General features: G+C 39.2%; 26 protein-coding genes, 1 pseudogene and 3 other annotated features (1 of these 30 cut by a window edge). Of the genes and pseudogenes, 23 read left to right on the top strand and 4 right to left on the bottom strand.

Going from position 1 to position 25361, the window contains the following annotated elements; all coding sequences use genetic code 11:
* Positions 1-20: 20 nt before the first annotated feature.
* From kdpDN to LIS78_RS15775, 10 genes are all read left to right on the top strand, one after another.
* Positions 21-1163: a KdpD-like non-kinase potassium sensor gene (gene kdpDN, locus LIS78_RS15820; protein ID WP_252283984.1), complete on the top strand. Its 1143-nt coding sequence runs from the start codon at positions 21-23 to the stop codon at positions 1161-1163.
* 35 nt (positions 1164-1198) lie between these two features.
* On the top strand, positions 1199-1633 hold the full coding sequence (locus LIS78_RS15815) for a CBS domain-containing protein (protein WP_252283983.1): 435 nt from the start codon (positions 1199-1201) through the stop codon (positions 1631-1633).
* A gap of 254 nt (positions 1634-1887) precedes the next feature.
* Positions 1888-2442, top strand: coding sequence for a signal peptidase I (gene lepB, locus LIS78_RS15810; RefSeq protein ID WP_028412768.1), 555 nt, complete (start codon positions 1888-1890; stop codon positions 2440-2442).
* 83 nt (positions 2443-2525) lie between these two features.
* Positions 2526-3629 (top strand): oxidoreductase, encoded by a 1104-nt coding sequence (locus LIS78_RS15805; protein ID WP_252283981.1) that lies wholly within the window; start codon positions 2526-2528, stop codon positions 3627-3629.
* Between the two features lie 250 nt (positions 3630-3879).
* Positions 3880-4767: a sulfite exporter TauE/SafE family protein gene (locus tag LIS78_RS15800; RefSeq protein ID WP_013057718.1), complete on the top strand. Its 888-nt coding sequence runs from the start codon at positions 3880-3882 to the stop codon at positions 4765-4767.
* Positions 4768-5240: 473 nt separating this feature from the next.
* On the top strand, positions 5241-5702 hold the full coding sequence (locus LIS78_RS15795; protein WP_013083806.1) for a hypothetical protein: 462 nt from the start codon (positions 5241-5243) through the stop codon (positions 5700-5702).
* Between the two features lie 115 nt (positions 5703-5817).
* Entirely contained in the window at positions 5818-6276 is a 459-nt protein-coding gene (locus LIS78_RS15790; RefSeq protein ID WP_195782753.1) for a hypothetical protein, read from the top strand.
* Positions 6276-6596 carry a hypothetical protein gene (locus LIS78_RS15785; RefSeq protein ID WP_195782754.1) on the top strand — a complete coding sequence of 107 codons (321 nt, stop codon included), beginning with the start codon at positions 6276-6278 and terminating at the stop codon, positions 6594-6596. The genes LIS78_RS15790 and LIS78_RS15785 overlap by 1 nt, the downstream gene beginning before the upstream one ends.
* Positions 6596-7855, top strand: a complete 1260-nt coding sequence (locus LIS78_RS15780) for a glutathionylspermidine synthase family protein (protein WP_252283979.1) — start codon at positions 6596-6598, stop codon at positions 7853-7855. Before LIS78_RS15785 ends, LIS78_RS15780 begins: the two co-directional genes overlap by 1 nt.
* 14 nt (positions 7856-7869) lie before the next feature.
* Positions 7870-8286 carry a DUF350 domain-containing protein gene (locus tag LIS78_RS15775; RefSeq protein WP_209150058.1) on the top strand — a complete coding sequence of 139 codons (417 nt, stop codon included), beginning with the start codon at positions 7870-7872 and terminating at the stop codon, positions 8284-8286.
* A gap of 18 nt (positions 8287-8304) precedes the next feature.
* Here LIS78_RS15775 and LIS78_RS15770 read toward each other — a convergent pair whose 3' ends face one another.
* Positions 8305-8451 (bottom strand): hypothetical protein, encoded by a 147-nt coding sequence (locus LIS78_RS15770; protein ID WP_016764718.1) that lies wholly within the window; start codon positions 8449-8451, stop codon positions 8305-8307.
* Between the two features lie 189 nt (positions 8452-8640).
* Between LIS78_RS15770 and LIS78_RS15765 the strand changes: the two genes are divergently transcribed.
* Positions 8641-9066: a DUF6843 domain-containing protein gene (locus LIS78_RS15765; RefSeq protein ID WP_195782757.1), complete on the top strand. Its 426-nt coding sequence runs from the start codon at positions 8641-8643 to the stop codon at positions 9064-9066.
* Positions 9067-9108: 42 nt separating this feature from the next.
* On the opposite strand, the gene LIS78_RS15760 is transcribed toward LIS78_RS15765, so the two are convergent.
* The gene (locus tag LIS78_RS15760) at positions 9109-9561 is read right to left on the bottom strand and encodes a hypothetical protein (RefSeq protein WP_195782758.1); all 453 of its coding nucleotides are present in this window, start codon (positions 9559-9561) and stop codon (positions 9109-9111) included.
* 172 nt (positions 9562-9733) lie between these two features.
* Between LIS78_RS15760 and LIS78_RS15755 the strand changes: the two genes are divergently transcribed.
* Together LIS78_RS15755 and LIS78_RS15750 are read left to right on the top strand one after the other, a co-directional pair.
* Complete coding sequence (locus LIS78_RS15755) at positions 9734-11071, top strand: sodium-dependent transporter (RefSeq protein WP_195782759.1); 1338 nt, start codon at positions 9734-9736, stop codon at positions 11069-11071.
* A 304-nt stretch (positions 11072-11375) separates the two neighbouring features.
* Positions 11376-11777, top strand: a complete 402-nt coding sequence (locus tag LIS78_RS15750) for a YfbO family protein (RefSeq protein WP_013057709.1) — start codon at positions 11376-11378, stop codon at positions 11775-11777.
* 217 nt (positions 11778-11994) lie between these two features.
* Here LIS78_RS15750 and LIS78_RS15745 read toward each other — a convergent pair.
* Positions 11995-13519, bottom strand: a pseudogene (locus LIS78_RS15745) (catalase); the annotation flags it as partial.
* A 452-nt stretch (positions 13520-13971) separates the two neighbouring features.
* Here LIS78_RS15745 and LIS78_RS15735 point away from each other — a divergent pair.
* Positions 13972-15147: a C40 family peptidase gene (locus LIS78_RS15735; RefSeq protein ID WP_028409153.1), complete on the top strand. Its 1176-nt coding sequence runs from the start codon at positions 13972-13974 to the stop codon at positions 15145-15147.
* Between the two features lie 124 nt (positions 15148-15271).
* Positions 15272-15586 (top strand): MTH1187 family thiamine-binding protein, encoded by a 315-nt coding sequence (locus tag LIS78_RS15730; RefSeq protein ID WP_013057706.1) that lies wholly within the window; start codon positions 15272-15274, stop codon positions 15584-15586.
* A 64-nt stretch (positions 15587-15650) separates the two neighbouring features.
* On the opposite strand, the gene LIS78_RS15725 is transcribed toward LIS78_RS15730, so the two are convergent.
* The gene (locus tag LIS78_RS15725) at positions 15651-17234 is read right to left on the bottom strand and encodes a PucR family transcriptional regulator (RefSeq protein ID WP_252283975.1); all 1584 of its coding nucleotides are present in this window, start codon (positions 17232-17234) and stop codon (positions 15651-15653) included.
* 306 nt (positions 17235-17540) lie between these two features.
* Between LIS78_RS15725 and allC the strand changes: the two genes are divergently transcribed.
* From allC to LIS78_RS15685, 8 genes are all read left to right on the top strand, one after another.
* On the top strand, positions 17541-18782 hold the full coding sequence (gene allC, locus LIS78_RS15720) for an allantoate deiminase (protein WP_245210717.1): 1242 nt from the start codon (positions 17541-17543) through the stop codon (positions 18780-18782).
* Positions 18783-18794: 12 nt separating this feature from the next.
* A complete protein-coding gene (locus tag LIS78_RS15715) occupies positions 18795-20045 on the top strand; it encodes a pyridoxal-phosphate-dependent aminotransferase family protein (protein WP_252283974.1) in 1251 nt (416 codons plus the stop codon).
* A gap of 43 nt (positions 20046-20088) precedes the next feature.
* Entirely contained in the window at positions 20089-21699 is a 1611-nt protein-coding gene (gene ggt, locus LIS78_RS15710) for a gamma-glutamyltransferase (protein WP_252283972.1), read from the top strand.
* Positions 21700-21723: 24 nt separating this feature from the next.
* The gene (locus LIS78_RS15705; RefSeq protein ID WP_013057701.1) at positions 21724-22308 is read left to right on the top strand and encodes a chromate transporter; all 585 of its coding nucleotides are present in this window, start codon (positions 21724-21726) and stop codon (positions 22306-22308) included.
* Positions 22305-22835 carry a chromate transporter gene (locus tag LIS78_RS15700; protein WP_013083789.1) on the top strand — a complete coding sequence of 177 codons (531 nt, stop codon included), beginning with the start codon at positions 22305-22307 and terminating at the stop codon, positions 22833-22835. The genes LIS78_RS15705 and LIS78_RS15700 overlap by 4 nt, the downstream gene beginning before the upstream one ends.
* A 59-nt stretch (positions 22836-22894) precedes the next feature.
* Positions 22895-23050, top strand: a complete 156-nt coding sequence (locus LIS78_RS15695) for a hypothetical protein (protein WP_245210597.1) — start codon at positions 22895-22897, stop codon at positions 23048-23050.
* Positions 23034-23357 carry a GNAT family N-acetyltransferase gene (locus LIS78_RS15690; RefSeq protein WP_342394284.1) on the top strand — a complete coding sequence of 108 codons (324 nt, stop codon included), beginning with the start codon at positions 23034-23036 and terminating at the stop codon, positions 23355-23357. Before LIS78_RS15695 ends, LIS78_RS15690 begins: the two co-directional genes overlap by 17 nt.
* Positions 23358-23556: 199 nt before the next feature.
* Positions 23557-23762: a binding site (T-box leader), on the top strand.
* A gap of 70 nt (positions 23763-23832) precedes the next feature.
* Positions 23833-24038 (top strand) — a binding site (T-box leader).
* Positions 24039-24164: 126 nt separating this feature from the next.
* Positions 24165-25238: a bifunctional 3-deoxy-7-phosphoheptulonate synthase/chorismate mutase gene (locus LIS78_RS15685; protein ID WP_013057698.1), complete on the top strand. Its 1074-nt coding sequence runs from the start codon at positions 24165-24167 to the stop codon at positions 25236-25238.
* A 6-nt stretch (positions 25239-25244) separates the two neighbouring features.
* Positions 25245-25361: a binding site (T-box leader), on the top strand (it continues 84 nt past the right edge of the window).

Here is a 25361-nt window from a genome sequence, read left to right as displayed (position 1 = left end):
GTGATAAAGGGGCCCGAACAATGAAGGAAAAAGAAGCTCATCCATACTTTCGAAGAAAAACCCCGGAAGAACTATTGCGTGAACTTCATGATCAGAAGAGCGGAAAGCTTAAACTCTACATCGGTGCGGCGCCGGGAGTAGGAAAGACGTATAAAATGCTTCAAGATGCGCACGATTTAGTCAAAGAAGGCGTAGATGTCGTAGTTGGATATGTAGAACCACACGGCAGGAATGAGACTGAGGCGATGATCGGAAATCTAGAAGTAATCCAAAGAGAAACCGTTTTTTATAAAGGAAAAGAATTACAAGAGCTTGATTTGCTGGCGATTGTAAGAAGGCGGCCAAAAGTTGTTCTTATCGATGAACTCGCTCATACAAATATTCCGACAAGCCGCAACAAAAAACGTTTTGAAGATGTTTCTTACCTGCTCAACCAAGGCATTTCAGTCATGTCAGCAATGAATATCCAGCATATGGAAAGTGTGCATGATCTTGTATATGCTATTACCCAGGTAAAAGTTCGTGAAACAGTGCCAGATTTATTTATTCAGCAAGCAGATGAAATTCAGCTTGTCGATGTCACACCGGAACAGCTGCAAAAGCGTCTTCGTGAAGGAAAAATATACGAAGTCCATAAAATTGAACAAAGCCTGCAGTCTTTTTTTAAGCTCGCAAATCTCCATGCACTTCGTGAATTAACGCTCAGAGAAGTAGCGGATGAAGTGGACGGCAAGCTGATTCATGCGCATGAAATTGGCGTAACAGGTATTTGTGAACGCATTTTAGTATGCATTCAATACAGTGAAACAGCTGAAAAATTAATTCGACGAGGCTGGAGAATGGCGAACCGATTGAAAGCAGATTTACTGCTGCTTCATGTTTTTACAGGCGAGCAAACTGAAAGGCAAAAAGCACAAATCAAAGAGTGGCAGGAATTTGCTGATCGCTTTCACGCATCGCTAATTGTTGAAGAAGCTAAAAAGCAAAAACCAGCTGCAGTGATTGTGAACGTAGCCAAGCAGTATCGTGTTACTCAAATCTTACTAGGGCAATCAGCGAGGACAAGGTGGGAAGAGATTCGAAAAGGGTCTATTGTGAATACGATTATGAGACAGACTCATAACATCGACATTCATATTGTTTCAGATTCAGCAAAGCAATAACAATAAAATGGATGTATAATAAAAGGAGAATATGAGTGAATATTGCGTTCTTTTTACTCCCTAAAAAAGAAGTCGTTACACTATCGACACAGTCAACTATCCGTCAAGCATTGGAGAAAATGGAGTATCATCGCTACTCTTCTGTACCTCTCATTAACCAAAAAGGAGAATATGTAGGGACTTTGGCAGAAGGAGACTTGCTATGGAAGCTAAAAAGCCTAGAACATATAGAACTTCATGAGCTAGAACACCTACGAATTGAAGAGGTCCCAAGGCATCGCGATTATGAACCTATCACCATTAATGATGAAATGGAAAGTATTTTGTCACGCGCGTCTGAACAAAATTTTGTACCAGTTGTAGATGATCAAAATATTTTTATTGGACTCGTGCGGCGAAGAGAGATTATAGAGTATTGTATCTCTCAACTTTTTATACATGGAGAAACGCCTCTAAATGTGAAGGTTTAGTTAAGTTTGCGTAAAAAACATAATTTTTACATAAAAGGTAGTCTCTTTTTATATAATTAATGTTATAATAAGAGATGTAAAGACGAAACTTGCGTAATGTAAGCCTCTAACATTTGTTAGAGGTTCTTTTTTTACATAACATAAAACATTTGATTTCAGTTCTTTCTATGGTTAAGTTAGAATAAGTGTTAAAGTAAGAGGTTTCTTGCTTTTTTACATAAGAAAAGTGAGCTGTACAAAGGAGACAAGGTATATTGACTACGGAAAAAACAAAAAGCGATCAATTACGCAGCATATTCAAAACTATTATCTTCGCTATCGCTCTAGTATTTATGATTCGCGCATTTTTATTTTCTCCGTATATTGTAGAAGGCGCTTCAATGAACCCAACGCTGCATAACGGAGAGCGTTTGTTTGTGAATAAACTGTCGTATTCGCTCCATGATATTCGCCGCGGAGATATTGTGATTATTAAAGATGAGGCTAAGAATAAGCATTATGTAAAAAGAGTAATCGGTCTGCCAGGTGAAAAAATCGAAATGAAAAAAGATCAGCTTTATATTGATGATAAAAAAGTAAGTGAACCTTATTTAAAAACGAATCGTCAAATTGCCAACAACATGGATATGGAGCTTACAGGAGATTTTGAACCCGTTCAAATACCAAAAAACGAAGTATTTGTAATGGGTGACAACCGTCTGTACAGTATGGATAGCCGCAATGGTCTAGGTCTTATTGATGAGAAACGGATTGTCGGAAAAAGCGAATTTGTATTTTATCCCGTCAAAAAAATAAGAAAAACAACGTAAAAAGAAATGCCAATAAAGGTATTTCTTTTTTTTATGCCTATGTCTACTCCGCCTATAGATGGGCAAGCTAAAGGAAAAAAGGTGTGAACCAATTGAAGACGGCCTATGAAAAATTATTCAAACATTTTAAATTTGTTGATGCTCTTGAGATGAAAAACCGATTAGCAATGGGACCTATACTCACATACGCTTCACGGGAAAACGGGGAAATATCCGATATCGATCTGACTTTTTACGAAAAACGAGTAGGGGGCGTCAGTACGGTAATTATCGGCCCCGCATTTATCACAGAAAATGGCCAAGTAGCACATGGCCAAATCGGCATTCATCGTGATCAGGTAATACGAAAGCTTCATCAATTGACTCAAATCGTTCATAGAAGAGGAGCTAAAGCGATTCTTCAACTATCGCACGGGGGAAGAAAATGCGTAGAAATGGAAAATAAGTGGCAAGCAATTAGCCCGAGTGAAAAGCCTCACAAACGTAAAGGCAAAAAGCCTGTTCAAATGACCGAGCGCGATATAACTTATATTGTTCAAGCGTTTGGCGAAGCTACCACAAGAGCTATGGAAGCAGGGTTTGATGGAGTAGAAATTGACGGAGGAAATGAATGTTTACTGCAGCAGTTTATATCAAGGCAAGCCAATGAACGAAGTGATTCTTATGGAGGAAGCGCAGAAAACCGCTTCACTTTTGCACTTGAAGTTATTCGTGAAGTGACGCGTCGAGCAGCACATGCGGGCAAACCATTTATTGTGGGGTATACATTAGCGCCCAAAGAAAAAGGCTATTTAGGAAATAAAGTGGAAGATACATTTGAGTGGATTGATCGTCTTGTTCGTACAGAAATTGATTATTTACATATCAGTGCTTTGCATGAACCTACCTTAAGTAGTGAAGAAAATCGTTCACTGCTTTCTTCGATTATTAAGCACGTCAATCACCAGGTCCCTCTTGTGGGTACAGGAGGACTTACGGCAACAGAAGTAGCAGAAGCTTTTGAGCAAGGTCTGGATTTAATTACGATTGAACAAGCATTAGTCGTACAGCCAGATTGGGTAGAAAAAGTGATAAATAGCGATGAGCCCACTTCTATGGATGTGACGTCATTAGATAAAGATGTGAGTTTGCCTCCTGAAGTGCTGGCTCATTGGAAAGACATGCATAAAAACGACCGCCCTTATTAAGTGAGCGGTCGTTTTTATGTTGTTGACTTAACAAGAAGAATTTTATTTTACTGATACTATAACCAAGCAGTATACATAGACTAAAAGAAAAAACTAAAAACACAGTTGACTTCTAGGAATAGTTAGGATTACAATATAAACAACTTATTCATAAAACGGACAGCTGATCGGACATACCGAAGGCTTCTAGCAAACAACTGTTGGAGGCCTTTTTGTGCTTTCTAACAGAAGATGAAAGTGGAGGGACAACATGAAAAAGTTAATTACGTTTGCACTTATTGGCTTTTTAGCTCAGTTAATTGATGGATCACTCGGAATGGCATACGGGGTGACATCAACTACGCTACTTTTAACGTTTGGAATTGCACCAGCTGTGGCTTCCGCATCTGTTCACTTAGCAGAAGTTGTAACAACAGCAGCTTCTGGTGTTTCGCATATTAAATTTGGAAACGTAGATAAATCGATGGTGTTAAAACTAATTATTCCAGGTTCCATCGGAGCTTTTGTAGGAGCCTGCTTTCTAAGTAATTTACCTGGAGATGCAGTAAGGCCTTACGTTTCAACATTCTTATTGCTCCTAGGAGTTTATGTGTTATTTCGTTTTTTATTTACGTTTAAAACAAATGAAGAAAAGAGCACCAAACCTTTATCGACGAAGCAGTCCATTCCGTTGGGATTAATTGCTGGATTTGCTGATGCTACAGGCGGCGGCGGCTGGGGGCCGATAGCAACGCCTGTATTGCTAGCTAAAAAAGGCACAACAGCACGGAAAGTCGTCGGAACCGTGGATACAAGTGAATTTGCTATTGCCGTCTCGGCTACACTTGGCTTTTTAATTTCTCTTGGCTGGGAGCAGGTAAACTGGTTCTGGGTAGGCGCCCTTATGATTGGCGGAATTATCGCAGCTCCGATTGCTGCATGGTTTGTTCGTATTATCCCAGCTCACTTGCTTGGTTCACTTGTTGGTGGGTTTATCATTTTAACAAATGCTCGAACACTCTTAAATACATGGGTATCAAGCAGCTCAACTCAGATAGCTGTATATGCATTCATACTTATTGTGTGGGCAGCAGCGATCATTTACTCACTGTTACAAGGAAAAAAATATAATCAAAATCGAAACGTAGAAGTTTCGTAATAAAGAGGATGGAATAAAAGTAGCTTAGTTAAAGGAAGATCTGAACGTGTTTGATTCTTGATGGAGAATCAAATGCGTTCAGATTTTTTTATGGTTAGGGTGAGTGTAGGTTTCATGTATGTAGTGGCTTCTAGCTGTTGATTGGAGGGCAAGGCGAAGACTCCGGCACAGATGAGACCCCGTAGGAGCGAAAGCGAGGAGGCTTAGCGGCCGCCCGCGGAAAGCGAAGCCTTGCATGGAAATCAACAGCGGTGTAACAAGGGATCCATACTAGCGCATTTATCCCATTTGTTCGTCTTTAGATTGGGGTGATTTCGTTATGTCTTAATCTCTTTTATTATCTGAATTCCGTAAAATAGACGAGCGTAGATATTTTTTTTGCGTCTTGTGATACAATAGACGAGTTCATTCATGAGTGGGAATACTTTCTAACACATATAAAATTCATTGAATCGTCGAGGTGTGAAGAGTAAGTGGTCTATTTTATTTTAGTATTAGTAGCAGCTATCGAAGTAATTGTCTTATTGATTAATCGACCTGTATTTGCAAACATTCCGTATGTTCAAGTATATATTGTTCCTTTGTTAATAGTAATTGTCATAACGATGTTACTTTCGCGAAATCCAAAGAGATTTATGCGGTGGTTTAAACAAGGGCTTATTACGATTTCAGTCGTTGTGCTTGTATTCGTACCGGTTCTCTATGCCAAAAATCTCCCGCTGTATGGTTATAATGAAGCAAAAAAAATGCTTGCGCAAAGAGAACAGCTCTTGCTAAGTCAGTTCCAAAAAGGAAAATACGTATATCCAGCAAAAGACAGCCCTAAAAAATACCGTTATCTATTTAAAGTCAATCGTGGAAATGGCATGCTTGAATATGTATTCGACCCATACACAGGCGGTTATGAAGTTGTGACAGATGTAATAAAAAAATAAAGGTTTAGCTTATTTAAAGCTAAGCCTTTTTATATGAGAAAAATTGAAACTTTTTGAAAATCTGTGCGTATTTATTAAAGAACGTTCACAAAAAAGTCACAAAAGGAGTTGTACAATGGGAAAGTTAGAATACCGACTGCTAAACCCTGATGATACGTTTGTATCTATTTATCACTATCAATCTATTGAACTTGAACAAATTTTAGCAAGAAGAGAATGCGAATTTTTTGTTAAAGAAGGAGTAACGTATAAACAAACTTCATCTGCAGTTGAAGAGGATATACATATTATTTATGTAAAAGAACATGAACATGGACCGAAAGAGCAAGTCGAAGATGATAACAGAGAGATTACGTTAGAAGTCCGCGAACTAAATTCTCTTCGAGGACACCCGATTTTATTCGTCTCTTCATTTTATACGCATTTGGACGTATTAAGCTATATCGGAACAGTTTATACATACTACAATGGATGGGAATGGGAAAGAGACTCTGCGGAAATTGATGAAGATCGCAGCGTGTACAGTTTATATGTAACAAAAACAGGCGTAACGTATGAAGGGGGGAAGGCGTAATGTCAAAAACAAAAAAAATGATGGCCGGGGTTTTGACCACAGCTTTAATGACATCGCTCGTTGCCTGTGGTTCAACTGATCAGGCAAGACCGGCTAAACCGAAAGATAAATCGTGTGACAGGTGGAAATGGGATGAAGATACCCAAACGTACTACTGTTCAGATTCTTCTTCCTCGCACAGCGGCTCATATTATCACGGAGGCCGCTACTACGGCTCTAAAAAACAGTTGATCTCATCATCGGCCTATAAATCATTTAAATCAAGCAGCTCGTATAAATCTGGAATTGGGAGCGGCTCTAAAGGCGGTTTTGGCGGGTAATGCATAAAGAAAAGCGAGAAATGTTTTATAAAGAAATTGAAGATTTTTGGCACGATTTATACGGAACAGAGTATGCTCTTTATGACGTACATATAGAGTCTTCTCATATCATTGATTCTATTAAAGAAGCTGCAAATCAAATTGGGGAATTATTTTTTAAAACTGCACCTTTACTTCGTTCGTTAGATGATCAGACGCTTTTTTCTTTAGGATTTCCAAAAGACAGTCTCCCGTACCTACGACTGAAAACGATGGAAACAGAAAGTGTGATTTCGCGCCTTGATTTTGCTGTTACGACTGATCAAATCAAGCTTTTAGAACTAAATGCGGATACGCCTACGTTCATTAAAGAATTATTTCATGTAAATGAGTTAGTCTGTCGTCATTTTCAAGTACAAAACCCTAATAAGCTTGAAGAAAAAAAGCTTGCTTTAGCATTAAAACACGCCATTTTTGAAGCTTATAACGAGCTCGATAGAACGAACTATCCAAACGTCGTTTTTTCTTCTCATGATACACATGAAGAAGATAAGCTAACGACTCTTTATTTAATGAAGCTAGCCGATGTAGATGCTACATACGTTCCATTATCGCAGCTTCGAATTGTCCCTTCCTCTACAGTTGAAGAAGGTGAATATATAGAAGCGGGCGTATATGATCAATATGGACAAAAAATAGACGTACTCTATCGCCAAACTTATCCGCTTGAACATTTAATTGAAGATGAAGATCCGAGCACGCATGAAAAAGTCGGACACATGCTTTTAACATTGGCACAGCAAAAACAAGTAGCCATAATCAATCCGCCTTCTGCATTTTTGCTGCAGTCCAAAGCCGTGCAAGCACTCATTTGGGCTTTGCATGAACAACATCATCCTTTCTTCACTAAAGAAGAGCATCACATCATTGAAACGTACTTTTTACCAACGTATTTAGAAGAAGATACATTTATTGAAAGAAAACAAGCATTTGTGAAGAAACCATCTTTTGGTCGTGAGGGAGATACCGTTGAAATTTATAATGAATATGGAATCAAAATAGAAGAAGATCAGCATAAGACATATCAAGAATACACTGCTGTGTATCAACAGTTTATTCATTTGCCAACTGCAAAAATGAACACGCAAACGCAAGCAATAGAGGCTCATATCATGTACGGATGCTTTTTATTGAATGGAAAAGCAAGCGCAGTAGGAATCCGAGCTGGAAATCAAATTACAGATAACGAATCGTATTATTTGCCGATTGGATTAAAATGAAAAGGGGAATAAAAATGACACAATGGATTGATTGGGCTAGTATAGGGAGTTTTTTATCTCACGTAGCGGTAGGGTTAGGGCTATTATTTATCGGAGTTATGGTATTTGAATTAACAACAAAATTTAATGACCGTGAACTCATAAAAAAAGGCAATGTGGCGGTCGCTTTGAAGTTATGGGGAAAAGGAATTGGGCTTGCTATTGTCATTTTTACTGTATGGAGCAACAGCTTAAATTTGTTAGATGCAACTCTTTGGGGAGTAGTAGGTATCATTACTCAAGTAGTGGCATATTGGATTATTGAATTTATCATGACGCCTAAAACGAGCCTAGCCAAAAAAGTAGAAGAAGGAAATGTAGCGGTTGGAGTAACTCTTTTTGCAGCGTCGGTTGCCGTCGGCCTTATTGTGGCCGGAAGCTTAACATATTAAAAGAAGGCGATTCCTGTTTTACGGGGAATCGCTTTTTTTATGTCCAGATTGCTCGTGTTCACTTAGTAATAATGTACGTGTATTTTCACGGTCGGCACGAACAATTTTTTGCTGTGTGTAAAGCGGAATGACAAAGAGCAAAATAAATAAAAAAACATAGCTCATTTTTGTTATCCTCCCATGTAAATTGTAAAAGCCTGCTAATAGTATGTAACAAACAATACGTAAATATAGCATATTTGATTGGGTGAACTGGGAAAAATTGAGGGATGCAAAAAGAATATAATCTTACCTTCAACAAAAACTAAAAGCAGTATAGAGGCACGTCTTTTATTGAGAAAGGAGTTGAAAAAAGTGAAAAGGTGGCTCATTTTGTGCTTAATGATTATAATCGCAGCTGGATGTGGACGCCCAGATGAAACGTCTCAACCGAGCATTTTCCTTATACCAGAAGGGTACAAAGGATGGGTTGTGGTCGAATACGATAAAGATAACGGAAATCCCAGCAAGACAGAAGGAGACTACACTGTATTTAAAGTAAATGACCAGGGAGTTGGAAAAACCAAAACGCTTTTAAGCGGCGGCGGCTGGGCAAGAAATAAATATTTCTATGTAAATAAAAATGGAGAGCGAAAGCAATTGAAGCAGGGGAAGATGATTCATGGAACGACTCAAGGTAACAAAAATCATACGGTAACCTACTTTTTCGTCGGCACCGCAAAAGAGTTCGACAAGGCCGGGGACTATCGAAGAAAACTTACCGAAGAAAGTTCTTCGTAAGAAAAGAAACGTTGCCTCTTCGGCAACGTTTCTTTTCTATCTTCATTTGAATGTGCAAAAGACCGTGTCTTTTAAACGTTGAATTTCGCTTAATGCTTCTTCCTGCTTATGAATTACCCAATCTGGCAATGAGTGTTCAACCGACAGCTCGTCGAAACAAGCCCCGCATGTTTTAACTTCAATATAAGATTCAATATACTGAAGGTGATCTAAGTTATAAGCCCAAAGTCGACGTTCAGGGCATATTGTTTCTAAGTAAAGCGGAAGCTGAAAAAAAGGATCTACTGCTTCAGAAAGTTCTAACGGTCCTTGGCTATCAGCGTTGATGACATCTAGATAGCCGCAGTGAGGACACGTGCATGAGTGCGTTGACCCGCTCAATTTTTTATCCAGTTTTACAACTCGCGCACATAGTTCGCAGTTTGGACATTTTACTAAGATAAAGTCAAGGAACTTATCTAAAAATTGCTGCTGTATTACTTGCTGATTTGTCATTTTTTGTACCTCTAACTGTCAAACTTTTTTTAGTTACGAAAATAAATAAGGAAACCTACATACTATTCATAACACATGATGGGGGTTAAAACAACAAAAACCCTTTTCGACAGAAGGGTTGTGTGATATAGTATGACAAATCAGAATAAATAAAGAAAAATGGTGAGAAAAAATGAGTCAAAACGAACAATGGACATCAAAACTCGGCTTTATCTTGGCATCTGCCGGTTCAGCAATTGGAATCGGAGCCATTTGGAAACTGCCTTATGTAGCCGGAACAAGCGGAGGAGGGGCCTTTTTTTTACTGTTTATCTTGTTTACAGCAATTATTGGTTTGCCGCTTTTGCTTGCTGAATTTGTACTAGGTAGACATACACAAAAAGAAGCAATTCGTGCTTATGATGCAGTTGCTCCCGGTTCTCTATGGAAAGGAATCGGGTATTTAGGTGTGATCACATGTTTTATTTTATTATCATTCTATAGTGTAGTAGGGGGATGGATTTTACAATATATTTTTGCAAGCGTCACGGGTCAGCTGAATGGAGTAAGTGACTACGGGAGTTTATTTAACTCGACCATTGCTAATCCAACAAGTGCTGTTATCTCTCAATTTGTTTTTCTTCTTTTAACAATTGTTGTAGTAGCAAGAGGCATTCAAAATGGTATTGAAAAAGCAAACAAAATTTTAATGCCTGCTCTCTTTATTTTATTTATTATTATCATTATTCGTTCTTTAACATTAGACGGGGCGATGGAAGGCGTATCTTTCTTTTTGTATCCAGATTTTTCAAAGCTTACCTCCCAAACCATTTTGTTTGCGATGGGACAAGCATTCTTTTCGCTTAGCGTAGGCGTTTCAGTTATGGTTACGTACAGTTCGTATCTATCTAAGCAGCAAAACTTGCCAAAATCGGCTATTTCAATTTCAGCGTTAAATATTTTGATTTCTTTACTAGCAGGACTGGCAATTTTCCCTGCGGTTTTCTCAATGGGTGTAAAACCCACGGAAGGACCAGGTCTTTTATTTATCGTATTACCTTCTATATTTGAACAGCTTCCGTTCGGAATTGTGTTTCAAACTTTCTTTTTGGCGCTATTTTTGTTTGCTACTTTGACATCTGCGTTTTCGATGTTAGAAATTATTGTCGCTTCATTAGCCAAAGGAGAGCAGCAGAAGCGTATAAAGCTATCTTGGATTTCGGGCTTGCTAATCTTCGTGGTAGGAATACCTTCAGCGCTATCGTATGGTTTATTAAGTGACGTATCGATCTTTGGAAAAAGCATCTTTGACGCTTTCGATTTTCTTGTAAGTAATATCCTTATGCCACTCGGTGCTCTTTTAATTGCCATCTTTGTTCCTTGGAAAATGAAAAAAGATGTACTAATTGAAGAATTTAAGCACGGTTCAACGAATGTGAAGCGCTGGTTCTCTTTATGGCTTCTTGCCATTCGATATATCGCACCTGTTTTAATTATCATTGTATTTATTAATATGCTAGGCTTTATCTAACGAAAAAACGCTGTTAAAACGCTTGGTTTTAACAGCGTTTTTTTTGAAGGAAGAGGAGGAGTATGATGCTTGATTTCTTGTATGATATGTTTGTAGGAGCAGGGGTATTTATTTTATTAATAATTCTTTTGCTAGTAGCGAGAACGTCAGGGAAACGCAAGAAATAAGCGGGGATAATTCCCAGTGTAAAAACCCCAAAAAAGACTAACACCACAGAATTAAACTATGATAATATATTATCCTATGAGCATAATCAATGCTCACATATGTTGTGATGAAGCGTTTTTTAGAAAGAGGGATCATCTTGAGTGGAGAAGTTCTTGTCAAGATTTTATCTCAAGCGTATGAACAAAAAAAGACATTACCAATCGTCTCATTCTCGTCTTTTTTTGAACAAAAAAAGGTGGGCTTTCGTTTAAATAACGATGTGTCCGCTGATATCATCTACCATACGCTTATGTGTATTCAGAGAAAAACGTGTGTCCAAGATGTGTTAGTGGAAGTACTAAAAGTTGATAGTCCAAACAATGACGGGGCATTTTCTGATTGTGTATATATTTTAGCAAATGGTACAAAACAGCAAGTGAAAGAGTGGGTTCAACCCTTACATCCTAAAAGAGTTAAACAAGGATATCAGCACGGGACACCCATTGATGCGCCACAGTTAAAAAATGACTACCACGTGTTTGCCGTTACTTGGTCATAAGCGTTTAACCCAAAAAACATCCTGCTGTCGCTGCAGGATGTTTTTTGTTAATAAGGATGAGCATCATTTCCTTTTTCATTAGCTTCTTCTACCGCATCAGCAGCTTTGTTGCTTCCTAATGGTGAACCGCCTTCTTTTGGCAATTTCCCGTATGTAGGAGTCATTTCTGCTCCCATTTCAATTTCTAAAGAACCATCATCATGCATCAGAAGACCGATGCCATTTGCTACTCGATTGCCGTAGTCAAAATCACATTGAGTTAAAAGCTCAATCATCTTTGTTTGAACTGTATGGTGACAACATTTTAAGCCGTCTACTAAATTTTGAATAAGCTCATCACGTTCCCAGTCCTCTAGTAAACGATAGCGTTCACCAGCTTGCTTAAAGTCATTTGTACGATCAATTTTTTCTTTTTTTACATTACCTTCAACATAAGGCTGATGAGGTTTTGGATGGTCATGCGCTTCTTGAAGACCTCCAAGAGAAGAAGGCTCGTAATTCACATGCGGGTTCTGACCTGGAGCAGCATCTACATGATAGGCCATTTGACCGTCGCGTTGATTTGTTGCTACATGTTTTTTCGGTGCATTAATAGGCAGCTGCAAGTAGTTGATTCCCACCCGGTGACGCTGCGTGTCGGAATAAGAAAACGTTCTCCCTTGCAGCATTTTATCATCAGAAAAATCTAGCCCATCTACAAGCACACCCGTACCAAATGCGACTTGCTCCGTTTCAGCAAATACGTTGCTTGGATTTTTATCTAGGACCATTTTACCCACTGGAAGAAATGGAAACTGATCCTCCGGCCAAATTTTCGTGTCATCAAGCGGATCAAAATCCAGTTCAGGATGCTCTCCATCTTCCATGATTTGTATACAAAGTTCCCACTCGGGGTAGTTGCCGCTCTCAATTGCTTCATACAAGTCTTGAGTGGCATGACTGATATTTTTAGCTTGAATTTCTTCTGCTTGCTTTTGGGTCAAATTTTTAATTCCTTGTTTTGGTTCCCAATGGTATTTCACAAGAAACGCATCGCCATCTTTGTTTATCCACTTATATGTATTAACACCGGAACCTTGCATTTGCCGATAGTTAGCAGGTATTCCCCAAGGTGAAAATAAAAAAGTAATCATATGCATAGCCTCAGGGTTGTGAGAAATAAAATCAAAAATACGCTCGGTATCTTGACGATTTGTCACAGGATCGGGCTTAAAAGCATGAATCAAATCAGGGAATTTAATAGCATCGCGGATAAAAAATATTTTAAGGTTATTTCCTACTAAGTCCCAGTTTCCGTCTTCTGTGTAGAACTTTACAGCAAACCCCCTTGGGTCTCGCATTGTTTCTGGAGAGTCCTTTCCATGAGTTACGGTAGAAAATCTGACAAAAACGGGCGTCTGTTTGCCTGCTCCTGAAAAAACTTTTGCGCGGGTGTATTTTTCAACGGGCTCGTCACCAAGCTTTCCGTACGTTTCAAAATACCCGTGAGCTCCCGTTCCTCGGGCATGAACAGCACGTTCTGGTATACGTTCACGATCAAAATGCGAAAGTTTTTCAATCAGCTGGTAATTTTCAAGAGTAGCAGGTCCTCTGTTGCCTACCGTTCGAGAATTTTGGTTATCACGAATGGGGTGACCTTGACGCGTAGTAAGCGTTTGCTCGTTTTCTCCGGCTGTATAGCGTTTGTCTTCCGAGTCACCTGATCCGCTAACATTTGTACCATGAATGCCTTTATGGCTCATAAAATAATCCTCCTTGTTTAAAACATAAACAAGACTATTTTTTCAGCCTTCGCTTTTTTATTCATTAATATGGAAATAATATAAATTTTTAGAAGAAAAGCTGTTTTACTAAAGAGGGTAGCAAATTCGCTAAACGAATAAATTTTAAAAAAGTTTCATATTTCAAAAAAAAATAAATTGTTTTTTTTGAAATATAAAGATAATGTTACGGGTGATTTTGTACCTATTATTAGTGTAGGAAAAGGAATAATATTGGAATATATTAGCTTTTTTGTCGAACTTATTAAGTGTTGAACGACAAGAAACTACGACAATATACACCATACAGCTGCGCTACTGTCGTTTCCTGTAACATAAATGTAATATTAGTGATGTTATTTTGTAATAATGTGTTGTTACAATGTAAACGTCTTATAGATTAGTAGATTATGGCATTGGAGGAACCTTTTTTTATGAAAAAGTTGATATATTCGTTAGCGTTATGTGGATCTTTAACAGTAGTACCTACAATTAGTGAAGCTGCTTTAGGAGATGCTACGCTACACCCAGGAACAAGTAATTCAGATGTGAAAGAATTACAGCAAAAATTAAAAAACAAAGGTTATTTTACATACGGTACAACAACAAACTATTACGGTTCAATCACGACTAGCGCAGTAAAGTCGTTTCAGCGTGCAAATGGTTTATCTGCAGATGGTATTGCAGGTCCATCTACATTTAATAAGCTGCTAGGAAGCGGAAGCTCATCAAGTTCATCAATTAGCTCAAGTTCATTGCTGCGCGTTGGTTCAACTGGACCAAACGTACAATCTTTACAGCAACAGCTAAAGAATAAAGGCTATTTTAAAGGAACTACGACTCAATACTTCGGTTCAATTACAAAAAATGCAGTAATGGCATTTCAACGTGCAAACGGACTGTCTGTGGACGGAATTGCGGGTCCAGCTACGTTAAGTAAATTAAAAAATGGCGGTTCTAGCGCTTCAACTGGCGGTTCTAGCTCTAGCAGCTCAACTATTTTACGTCAAGGTATGAAAGGTTCAGCAGTAAGCAGCCTTCAGCAAAAACTAAAAAATAAAGGTTACTTCTCAGCTGGTGTAACAGGCTACTTTGGCTCAATTACAACAAGTGCAGTAAAATCATTTCAACGTGCAAATGGTTTATTAGTAGACGGAGAAGCGGGTCCAGATACGTTGAATAAATTAAATTCAAGCAGCTCTAGCAGCTCAAAACCTTCAACATCAACAGGAAGCAGCACAAGCTCAAGCTCAGCTTCAAAAGTTATTTCATACGGTAAACGTTTTATGGGAACACCTTATGTTTGGGGCGGAGCTGCGCCTGGAGGATTTGATTGCAGTGGTTACCTTAACTATGTATATCGCAATGCAGTAGGTGTAAGTCTTCCTCGTACAGTTGCTAGCATCTATCAAACTGGTACGCGTGTAAGTTCACCTCAGCCTGGCGATATCGTTTTCTTTGAAACGTACCAACCAGGAGCTAGTCATGCTGGAATTTATATCGGAAACGGTCAATTCATGCATGCAGGTTCTTCAACAGGTGTAACAATCACATCGCTAAGCAACTCTTACTGGTCAAAACGTTACTTAGGAGCAAAGCGTTACCTATAAGAGTGTAACAAAAAGGAGTAGTTGTAGAACTATTCCTTTTTTCTATGCACCATAAACGTAAAAGTAGGAAATTTTTGCGCGATTTGGTATGATAACTAGGGAACAAATAAAAGGAGTGTATAACATGGCTATTGTAGATGTAACTATTATTCCGGTAGGTACGGAAACGCCAAGCGTGAGTCAGTACGTAGCTGATATTCAAAAAGTGTTGGCCAAGCATGAAGATGAAATTACATATCAATTAACCCCTATGAATACATTGATTGAAGGGGAATTAAGCACGCTGCTAAAAATTGTTCAAGAGATGCATGAAGTACCTTTTGAAAATGGTATTCAGCGCGTATGTACAAATTTACGAATTGATGATCGCCGTGATAAAGAAAATCATACCATGGCTGGGAAATTACAATCAGTACAGTCTAAATTAAAAGCGAAATAAATAATATGCACTACAATAAAAAACGCTTGAGTATCCACTCAGGCGTTTTTTATTGTAGTTATACTTAATTAGCATGCACAAGAGAAAAAATTTGAAAAGCTACGCGCAGCCGAAGGGTTTCCTCCGACGTGTGAATAGGTCTTTTTAACAACTCTTCGCATTTTTCGATTCGATAGATCACTGTGTTCCGGTGAACGAATAACTGCTTAGCAGTCTCTGAGATTTGGCAATTGGAATTTAGATATGTTTCAAGCGTGTCAAGTAAGATGGAGCGATCTTTCTTATCATACTGCAGCAAACCTTCTAATGTTTGAGAATAGTAATCCTGTAAATCGTTTGCTGGAAGCAACCTCAGCAGTTCTTTAAACTGTTTTGGCTGATAAAATTGAATAAGCTTCGACTGATCTTTAAAATGGATGGTTTCAAGAGCTTCAACAGCTTCTTTATATGAGTCAGCGATTGTAAGTAGGGATTGGCTTTGGTTTCCAATTCCAAATGACATTCGCTTATCGTAGTGACGGTAAACAGCTTCCTGCAAGCGATGCAAGCATTCTATAATCATAGGTTGAGAATGAGGCGTAAACAAAAGAATATAAAGATTGTCATAGAAAAACAAAACGGCCTCTGTATGATCTGCTGATAACTCATATTGAAGGAGCTCATAGATCATATCATCATCGCTGTAAGGCGTGAATGTAGAGTGGATTTTCCCAACGGCGCAAATATAGCTGTTTCCTGCTGATAAGCCCATTATCTGTGCTTGAAAGGAAGCATCTTCAAGCGTTTTATAATAATTGTTAACAAGCTGATTGAAAAAATCGTTTTTTCGTCGCCGTTCAGCTTCATACAAAGCCTGCTGTCTCATCATTTCGAAAGATAAAACGTTTGTCGCTTGTTCAATCGTTAGAAGCTCTGAATCGGATAAAGAAACTTGGTGTTCAATAAGTAAATAACTGTACTTTCTTGTATGAGTAGCAATCGGAAAAAGCGTAACGGTTTTTTTGGTGTGTAAAAAGGAAAAGGTTGTATATTTCGACGTTCGTAAAAACAGCTGCTTAGCGCCTGCTACCGCTTCTTCCATCGGGAGTGAAAAAGGTTCGCGTCTGTTTGTATAAAAGAGTTCATGGCCATGGGTATCAAAAAGGGCAACGTGAGCATTGCATAACGTTTGAATGGACTGCATAATTTTCTCAATGCCTTTTCCTTGTAAGATGTACGAGGAAAATAGCTGATGTGTGACCATCGCTTGCTGAAGCTCGGCTGTTTTTTTATCTAAAATAAAGCTGAGAGATTCGTTAATAACCGCGCCTAACGTTTCGTCTGTTTGGAAGTCAATGATCGGAAAGTGAAGTTCATCAGCTAGCTGACAAATAGAAGCAGGCACGTGTTCGAAAAAGCGCTTCGTTTTTATGGCCAATCCTGCACATTTCTTTTTAGCCATTCCTTCTACAAGTTTTGCTAAGCTTTCTTCATGTTCTTTGAAGTGATAACCCGTTGTAATTAAAAACTCTCCTTCTTTTAAAAAAGATAAAATATCGGGTGCGTCCATCATATTGACGTTATGTACTTTGCGGGTGACTCCTTTTTGCCCGGCTACTACAGATGCTTTCTCATAAATTGGAATGCGTAAAAGAGTTTGTAGTTCCATTATTCATTACTCCTTTTGTTAAAAATTCTCACATTTCCCTGCGCGTATCTTTATCTATCTTTTATTTTATAAGAAAGTTTAGTTAAAATAAATAAAATTTTCAGAAAAAAATGTATAAATTGTTAATGAAGAAGTGTATTTAATCCTGTAAGATAAAATAAATAACATATAATGTTAGAAAAAGTGACGTATATAAGACTTTTCATATTTAGTGATAGTAGCCAAAAAAACACCAAATCATTGTAGAAAGTGTTAATGAAAACAATCAGTCATTTTTTTAAAATGAAGATAGCAGGAGGGATAGCAATGGTCGCAGATATGACGGGGAAATCTAAGCTTTGTCAGCAAATCGAAGAAAACATCAGCTGGTTGTCACAGTTTGGATTAGATGGAAAAGAAGGCGTCACCAGGCTTTTATATACGAAACAGTGGAATGCAGCTCAAAAAGCATTAGAAGAAAAAATGAAAACACTTCACCTTAAGACGTATTACGATGATGTAGGAAATTTATTTGGACGTCTGCAAGGAACGAGTCCAGAAAAACAAGTTATTTTAACAGGATCACATATCGACACTGTGATAAACGGAGGAAAATATGACGGGGCGTTTGGTGTTGTGGCTGGTATCATTGCTTTGCAGTACCTACACGAACATTACGGTACCCCTACAAAAACCTTAGAGGTCGTATCACTTTGTGAAGAAGAAGGTAGCAGGTTTCCGCTTACGTACTGGGGATCGGGTAATATGAATGGATTACACAGCAAAAGTGATGCAAAACATGTTATAAATAAAGAAGGGGTTAAGCTGGAGGACGCAATGAAACATCTCAAATTCGGCGAAGGCCTTCATAGTGAGCCATACCGTACGGACATCGCTTCTTTTATTGAACTGCATATTGAGCAAGGAAAGCAGCTTGAAATGTCCCATTGTGATATCGGAATTGTTTCTAGTATCGTCGGGCAGAAACGATTTACAGTATCTGTTAAAGGCGAAAGTAACCATGCGGGCACAACGCCAATGAACGTCCGGAAAGATGCATTTTATGCGAGCTGCAAGCTTGCTAAAGAATTTATTGAATTAAGTGAGAGATATCAGCATTCTTTATATGTAACGGTTGGTAAGATGACAATCACTCCAAATGTACCGAATGTAATACCGGGATATGTAGAATTCACGGTAGATATAAGACATCATGAGTATAAAGTTTTGCAAGAAGCGGAACGAGAAATGAAGGAGATTATAAAGCGAACGGCAGGGCACTTAGAAGTAAATATCGACTGCTGGATGGATGAAAAACCTGTCGCCATGAGCGAAGAATTATCTGAACTTTCCAAAATTATTTCCTCGGAAAAGAATATCTCCTCCCGAGAATTAGTAAGCGGTGCAGGACACGACTCGCAAGTATTCGGGCGAAGAGTTCCCACATGTTTGCTATTCGTACCGAGCCAAGATGGAATCAGCCATTCCCCAAAGGAATTCACTAAAGGAGAACAGTTAGAAAAAGGAGTAAAGGTCTTAATAGAACTATTATATAAGCTTGCCTACTAGGAGGAATTTGATATGACCATAACAAAACAGCTTCATACACCCCCGCGTACGATTATGACACCTGGACCCGTAGAAGCAGATCCACGCGTATTAAGAGCATTAGGAACGCCTATTTTAGGTCAGTTTGACCCCGCATTTACGCGCATTATGAATGAAACGATGGAAATGCTTCGTGAACTATTTCAAACTAAAAACAAATGGGCCTTTCCCGTTGATGGAACGTCTAGAGCCGGGATTGAAGCAGTTCTTGCAAGTGTAGTTGAGCCTGGCGATAAAGTGTTCGTCCCGATTTTCGGCCGCTTCGGCTATTTATTAACGGAAATTGCCGAGCGCTACGGAGCTGATGTACACAATATTGAATGCGAATGGGGAGAAGTGTTTGACCCTGAAACAGTTATCCGTGAAATAAAAAAAGTAAATCCGAAAATTGTTGCAATGGTTCATGGTGAAACGTCTACAGGGAGAATTCAGCCTCTTAAAGAAATTGGTGCTGCATGTCGCGACCAAGATGTCTTATTTATTGTCGACGCAGTAGCTACTATTGGCGGTACGGATGTAAAAGTAGATGAATGGAACATCGACGCATTGATTGCAGGTACGCAAAAGTGTTTATCTGTTCCGTCGGGCATGGCACCTATTACGTACAATGATCGTATTGAAAAAATTATTATGGAACGTAAAAAAGTTGAAAAAGGAATCGCAACAAAAGCGGATGCTCAAACTGTTCGTCTGCGTCCTAATATTATCAGCAACTATTTTGATTTAAGTCAGCTTCAAGACTATTGGAGTGAGCGCAGGCTAAATCATCACACGGAAGCAACTTCCATGCTCTATGCTTTAAGAGAAGGGCTGCGCATTATTTTAGAAGAAGGGTTAGAGGAAAGGTTTGCAAGGCACCGCCTTCACGAAAAAGCACTTGTAGCTGGTATTAAAGCAATGGGATTATCTTTATTCGGCGATGAGAATTCAAAAGTTCCAACCGTTACGTGTGTGTTAATTCCACTAGGGATTGACGGAGAGGCAGTTCGTTCTACGCTTCTTGAACAATTTGGGATTGAAATTGCAAGTTCTTTTGGGCCGATGCACGGAAAAATATGGCGTATCGGTACAATGGGATACAGCTGTCGAAAAGACAACGTTCTATTTACATTGGCTGGTCTTGAAGCAGTGCTTATTCGAAACGGGGCAAGCGTGAATGCAGGTTCTGCTTTGCAAGCAGTATTAGAAGTTTACGAGGAAGAAGTAGCGTTGTCTAGTCTGTAAAGATTCGTTTTATTCATCATATAAAGAAAAGAGGAGATTTTCTATGAGCGAATACTTTTTTACACACCCCTATGCATCGCAGCGTACGTGTACGTTTGGAAAAAACGGAATGGTAGCAACTAGTCAGCCTCTTGCCGCTCAGGCGGGTCTTGAAATGTTGAAAAAAGGAGGCAATGCGGTAGATGCTGCTATTGCCTCCGCAGCTTGTTTAACGGTTGTAGAGCCTACGTCAAATGGAATTGGCGGAGACGCATTTGCTCTCGTGTGGATAAATGAAGAGCTATACGGACTCAACGCGAGCGGTCCTGCTCCTGCTTCTATCTCTATTGAGGCTCTGCGTGCCATGGGGATAAAAGAGATGCCGGCTCGCGGTTTTGTTCCTGTTACGGTTCCAGGTGCTCCGAGCGCGTGGGCGGAGCTGTCAAAACGCTTTGGCCGGCTGTCGCTAAAAGAAGTGCTGCAGCCTGCTATTTCTTATGCGCAAGAAGGGTTCCCAATCTCCCCAATTTTAGGGTACAATTGGGAACGAGCGTTTGAACGATTTACACACGCGTTAAAAGGTGACGAATATAAGCACTGGTTTGAGACGTTTACCAACAATGGATCTGCTCCTAAAGTAGGGGAAATATGGCGATCACCAGATCACGCTGCGACGCTGCTGGAAATTGCCGAAACGAACGGAGAGTCTTTTTACAGAGGGGACTTAGCTGATAAAATAGCAGCTTTTTCGAAAAAATACGGTGGATTTTTAGCAAAAGAAGATTTAGCAGCTTTTAAAGCAGAGTGGGTGAAGCCAATTTCAACTTCTTACCGAGGATACGATGTGTGGGAAATTCCACCCAACGGCCAAGGCCTTATTGCACTTTTAGCTTTAAATACGCTAAAAGGCTTTTCATTTGATGCCAAAGATTCTGTCGATACATACCACAAGCAAATTGAAGCGATGAAGCTAGCGTTTGCAGATGGACAAAAATTCATTACAGATGCTGATAAAATGACAGTAGCAGTTGAAGATTTGTTGAATGATTCTTATGCAAATAAGCGAAGAGAGCTGATTGGGGAAAAAGCACTTGTTCCCGAAGCCGGACAGCCGTCTCATAGCGGTACGATCTATTTAGCGACAGCTGATGGAGAAGGAAACATGGTATCATTCATTCAAAGTAATTACATGGATTTTGGTTCAGGACTTGTCGTGCCTAATACGGGCATATGCCTGCAAAACCGCGGGCATAATTTTTCGTTAGACCCACAGCACCATAACCGATTAGAGCCTGGAAAACGAACCTACCATACCATTATTCCTGGATTTTTAACAAAGAATAAAAGCGCTGTAGGTCCATTCGGTGTAATGGGCAAATTTATGCAACCTCAAGGACATGTGCAAGTCGTCATGAATATGATCGATTTCCATCTAAATCCTCAGGCAGCTTTAGATGCACCAAGATGGCAGTGGATTGAGCATAAAAAGGTTCTTGTGGAAAAAGAAATGCCTTCACATATTGTAGAAGCATTAGAACGTAAAGGGCATGATATTCATGTGGCTACGAGCAGACATACGTTTGGAAGAGGACAGATTATTTTAAGAGATAAACAAACAGGTGTATTATACGGTGGCACAGAAGCGCGAACGGACGGAGCGGTCGTTGCTTATTAGATCACAGAGAAAGGAGCGCGAGAAATGCGACAATTAGATATTTTTATAGCGTTTTTTCGCTCAGGTATGCTCGGCTACGGAGGAGGACCTTCAGCTATTCCCCTCGTGAAAAAAGAAGTGGTCGATACGTACAAGTGGATGGATGACGATGAATTTGGCGATTTATTAGCAATCGCCAATACGCTGCCTGGGCCTATTGCTACAAAGCTGGCTGGATACATCGGCTATCGAGTCGGCGGTATTTTGGGTCTCGGGACAGCTTTATTTGCAGCCGTTATTCCAACCGTTTTTTTAATGGTATTGCTGTTAACAACTTTAACGCAATTTAAAGATCAGCCGTGGGTTATGGGCATGACCAAAGCAGTTGTTCCTGTAGTAGGAGTTATGCTCGCGGTTATGACGTGGGACTTTTTTAAAAAATCAACGTCTGGTCTGGGGTGGACGCCAGCTATTATCTTACTGATTATTAGTTTAGGGCTAATGGAATTTGCCCATATCCATCCAGCGGTCATTATTATTGTTCTTATGGCAGCAGCTTGGATTCCGCTAAAACGAAAAGGAAAAAAAGGCGAAAGTGCTGAACACAAGCAAAAGAGGGAATCGGTATGATTTATATTCAGCTATTTATGGCGTTTTTTGTTTCAAATATTTTAGGCTATGGAGGCGGACCTGCGTCGATTCCGCTTATTCAAAAAGAAGTCGTGGATCACTACCATTGGCTTACGGTCAAAGAGTTTAGTGAAATGCTAGCAATTGGAAATGCGCTGCCCGGTCCGATTGCAACAAAAATGGCGGGGTTTATCGGATATCAGCAGGCAGGGATTTTGGGCTCGGTGGTTGCTCTTTTTGCAACGATTGCTCCGTCGGTTTTACTTTTAGTTATTTTACTTCGAATATTATTTAAGTATAAAGATTCGCCAAATGTTAAGAAAATGACGAACTACATTCGTCCCGTTATCGCCATTTTACTGGGCTTGATGGCATATGAATTTTTTATGAATTCATACGGTGATTCAGGTATATGGCAAACTTTATTTTTAGTAGCAGCCAGCTTTCTTTTATTAGAAAAATTGCGCGTGCATCCAGCGTTCGTTATTGTCGGAGCACTCGTATACGGAGCTGTTTTTCTTGCGTGAATGAAGCTCTCGAATGATGAGAGTTTTTTTTTGTAAAAGAGACGAAAAGAGGGAGAGCGATGGTTGAAAAAGCGGTGTTAGAAAACGTTCAGGATCTGGTTAACCTGCGAATGTTGCTCATGAAAGAACTGGGAGAATTAAATGGGAGTGAGAAGCTGTTTCAAAAAGCGACAGAAGAATATTTTACTGCAAATATAAATAACCCAAATAATTAATTATACGGCTATTTTAAAAGCCGATGGAGAAGTTGTATCAGCAGGAAGCATCGTCTTTTTTATACGTCCGCCTTCACCGAGTAACCTCCAAGGAAAAGAAGCATATGTTATGAACATGTATAAAGCTTTTGATTACCGAAAACAAGGCTATTCTTCAGCAATTTTAAAGCATTTGATGCAGTACTGCCAAAAAAGTGGTGTGAATCGAATATGGTTAAGCGCTTCATCCGCAGGAAAAAGCTTGTATCAAAAACACGGATTTATTGAATATGACTCTGAAATGGAATACGTGTTTGAAAAAAATTAAAGTGACAAAACTCTTGATAGAGATGGGTTTGCAGGAGCAATGGTTTTTAAAAAATAAAAAAATTAATAAAAAGTGTTGACGAAGATAAAAAAACCATTCATAATACAAATCAACATCACACAACATTACACACAACTTGGAAGCGACAAACAGTTTCAAACGATCGGAACTGATTATCCAAGTACACATACATAGTCAATACTGAGCGTTGATAGGAGCACTAGTAGAAAAAATTTCCCTGTATCAGAGAGCTGACGGTTGCTGCGAGTCAGAACACAGATTTTTTCGAAGTACATTCCTTGAGCATCTTTTCCGAGTAGGAAAAGACGGCCTGGCCGTTATTTTAATGAAGAGGCAAGCAAAATGCTTGCAACTAGGGTGGTACCGCGAATTTTCGTCCCTACTGACTCTTAAGAAAAATCTTAAGGGTGAGTAGGGACTTTTTGTATTTCGGTCCATTATAATTTTATATCCATTACAAGCGATGAAAAGAGCATAGTAGCAAAATCTTCCCTGTAACAGAGAGCTGATGGTTGGTGCGAATCAGTACAAAAGAGATTGCGAATTACATTCTTGGAGCTTTCTTTTGGCGATAGTCAAAAGCGGCAATAGCCGTTATCTTAATGAAGAGGCAAGCAATGCTTGCAATTAGGGTGGTACCGCGATCAATTCGTCCCTACTGATACAATCAGTAGGGACTTTTTGTATATCCGCATAAGCGGCTGTGTAGGTGTAAAACGGATTTTTAAATACAAACTAATTCAGAAGATCCGTTCAAGGTTATAAAATCAAAGGAGGATTTTTAAAATGACAAAATCACTAGAACAATTACGAGGACAAATCGACGAAATAAATTTAGAAATTTTAGAATTATTAAACAAACGCGGTGAAATCGCACAAGAAATCGGAAAAGTAAAAGGTACACAAGGTGTGAATCGCTTTGATCCAGTTCGTGAACGTAAATCGTTAGATCAAATCTTAGCTAACCATAATGGGCCATTCGAAGCTTCAACAATTCAGCATATTTTCAAAGAAATTTTCAAAGCAAGCTTAGAGCTTCAAGAAGACGATCACCGTAAAGCACTTCTTGTATCTCGCAAAAAGAAATCTGAAGATACAATCGTTGACATCAACGGTACAAAAGTAGGTCCTGGAAACTTAGAATTTGTAATGGGACCATGTGCAGTAGAAAGCTACGAACAAGTAAAAGAAGTGGGCTTAGCGCTTAAAGAACAAGGCATTACATTAATGCGCGGCGGAGCGTTCAAACCACGTACATCACCTTACGATTTCCAAGGTCTTGGAGTGGAAGGGTTAAAAATCTTACGTCAAGTAGGAGATGAGCTAGGCCTATCAATTATCAGTGAAATTGTTTCTCCTCAAGATATTGAAACGGCTCTAGATTACGTAGATGTGATTCAAATTGGTGCACGTAACATGCAAAACTTCGAGCTATTAAAAGCTGCAGGTTCTGTAGACAAACCGATTCTTTTAAAACGTGGATTGGCAGCAACAATTGAAGAATTCATTAACGCCGCTGAATACATTATGTCTCGCGGAAATGGAAACATTATTCTTTGTGAACGCGGTATCCGCACATACGAGCGTGCAACACGCAACACATTAGATATCTCAGCTGTTCCAATCTTGAAAAAAGAAACGCATTTACCAGTTGTAGTAGACGTAACGCATTCAACAGGACGCAAAGACTTACTATTACCATGTGCAAAAGCAGCGATTGCTATCGGCGCAGATGCTGTAATGGCAGAAGTTCATCCAGACCCAGCAGTAGCACTATCAGATTCAGCACAGCAAATGAACATTCCTGAATTCCACAAATTCATGGAAGAATTAAAAGGTGCAGCAGTAAAATTATCTTAATTTCATAGTGATACAGTGATAAGAAACTAGTAGCAAACATTTCCCTGTCTCAGAGAGCTGACGGTTGGTGGAAGTCAGTACAAAAATGTGAGCGAATTACACTCTTTGAGTACTCTTTTACAG

The sequence above is a fragment of the Priestia megaterium genome (assembly GCF_023824195.1).
In the GTDB taxonomy this organism is placed as follows: domain Bacteria; phylum Bacillota; class Bacilli; order Bacillales; family Bacillaceae_H; genus Priestia; species Priestia megaterium_D.
Note: the sequence above shows the minus strand (reverse complement) of the source record. Positions and strands in the feature narration are given on the sequence as shown.

Coding starts and splice junctions, on each gene's coding strand:
- kdpDN (WP_252283984.1), top strand. CDS start 21: ATGAAGGAAAAAGAAGCTCATCCATACTTTCGAAGAAAAACCCCGGAA.
- LIS78_RS15800 (WP_013057718.1), top strand. CDS start 3,880: ATGAAAAAGTTAATTACGTTTGCACTTATTGGCTTTTTAGCTCAGTTA.
- LIS78_RS15790 (WP_195782753.1), top strand. CDS start 5,818: ATGGGAAAGTTAGAATACCGACTGCTAAACCCTGATGATACGTTTGTA.
- LIS78_RS15785 (WP_195782754.1), top strand. CDS start 6,276: ATGTCAAAAACAAAAAAAATGATGGCCGGGGTTTTGACCACAGCTTTA.
- LIS78_RS15780 (WP_252283979.1), top strand. CDS start 6,596: ATGCATAAAGAAAAGCGAGAAATGTTTTATAAAGAAATTGAAGATTTT.
- LIS78_RS15775 (WP_209150058.1), top strand. CDS start 7,870: ATGACACAATGGATTGATTGGGCTAGTATAGGGAGTTTTTTATCTCAC.
- LIS78_RS15770 (WP_016764718.1), bottom strand. CDS start 8,451: ATGAGCTATGTTTTTTTATTTATTTTGCTCTTTGTCATTCCGCTTTAC.
- LIS78_RS15760 (WP_195782758.1), bottom strand. CDS start 9,561: ATGACAAATCAGCAAGTAATACAGCAGCAATTTTTAGATAAGTTCCTT.
- LIS78_RS15755 (WP_195782759.1), top strand. CDS start 9,734: ATGAGTCAAAACGAACAATGGACATCAAAACTCGGCTTTATCTTGGCA.
- LIS78_RS15735 (WP_028409153.1), top strand. CDS start 13,972: ATGAAAAAGTTGATATATTCGTTAGCGTTATGTGGATCTTTAACAGTA.
- LIS78_RS15730 (WP_013057706.1), top strand. CDS start 15,272: ATGGCTATTGTAGATGTAACTATTATTCCGGTAGGTACGGAAACGCCA.
- LIS78_RS15725 (WP_252283975.1), bottom strand. CDS start 17,234: ATGGAACTACAAACTCTTTTACGCATTCCAATTTATGAGAAAGCATCT.
- allC (WP_245210717.1), top strand. CDS start 17,541: ATGGTCGCAGATATGACGGGGAAATCTAAGCTTTGTCAGCAAATCGAA.
- LIS78_RS15715 (WP_252283974.1), top strand. CDS start 18,795: ATGACCATAACAAAACAGCTTCATACACCCCCGCGTACGATTATGACA.
- ggt (WP_252283972.1), top strand. CDS start 20,089: ATGAGCGAATACTTTTTTACACACCCCTATGCATCGCAGCGTACGTGT.
- LIS78_RS15705 (WP_013057701.1), top strand. CDS start 21,724: ATGCGACAATTAGATATTTTTATAGCGTTTTTTCGCTCAGGTATGCTC.
- LIS78_RS15700 (WP_013083789.1), top strand. CDS start 22,305: ATGATTTATATTCAGCTATTTATGGCGTTTTTTGTTTCAAATATTTTA.
- LIS78_RS15695 (WP_245210597.1), top strand. CDS start 22,895: ATGGTTGAAAAAGCGGTGTTAGAAAACGTTCAGGATCTGGTTAACCTG.
- LIS78_RS15685 (WP_013057698.1), top strand. CDS start 24,165: ATGACAAAATCACTAGAACAATTACGAGGACAAATCGACGAAATAAAT.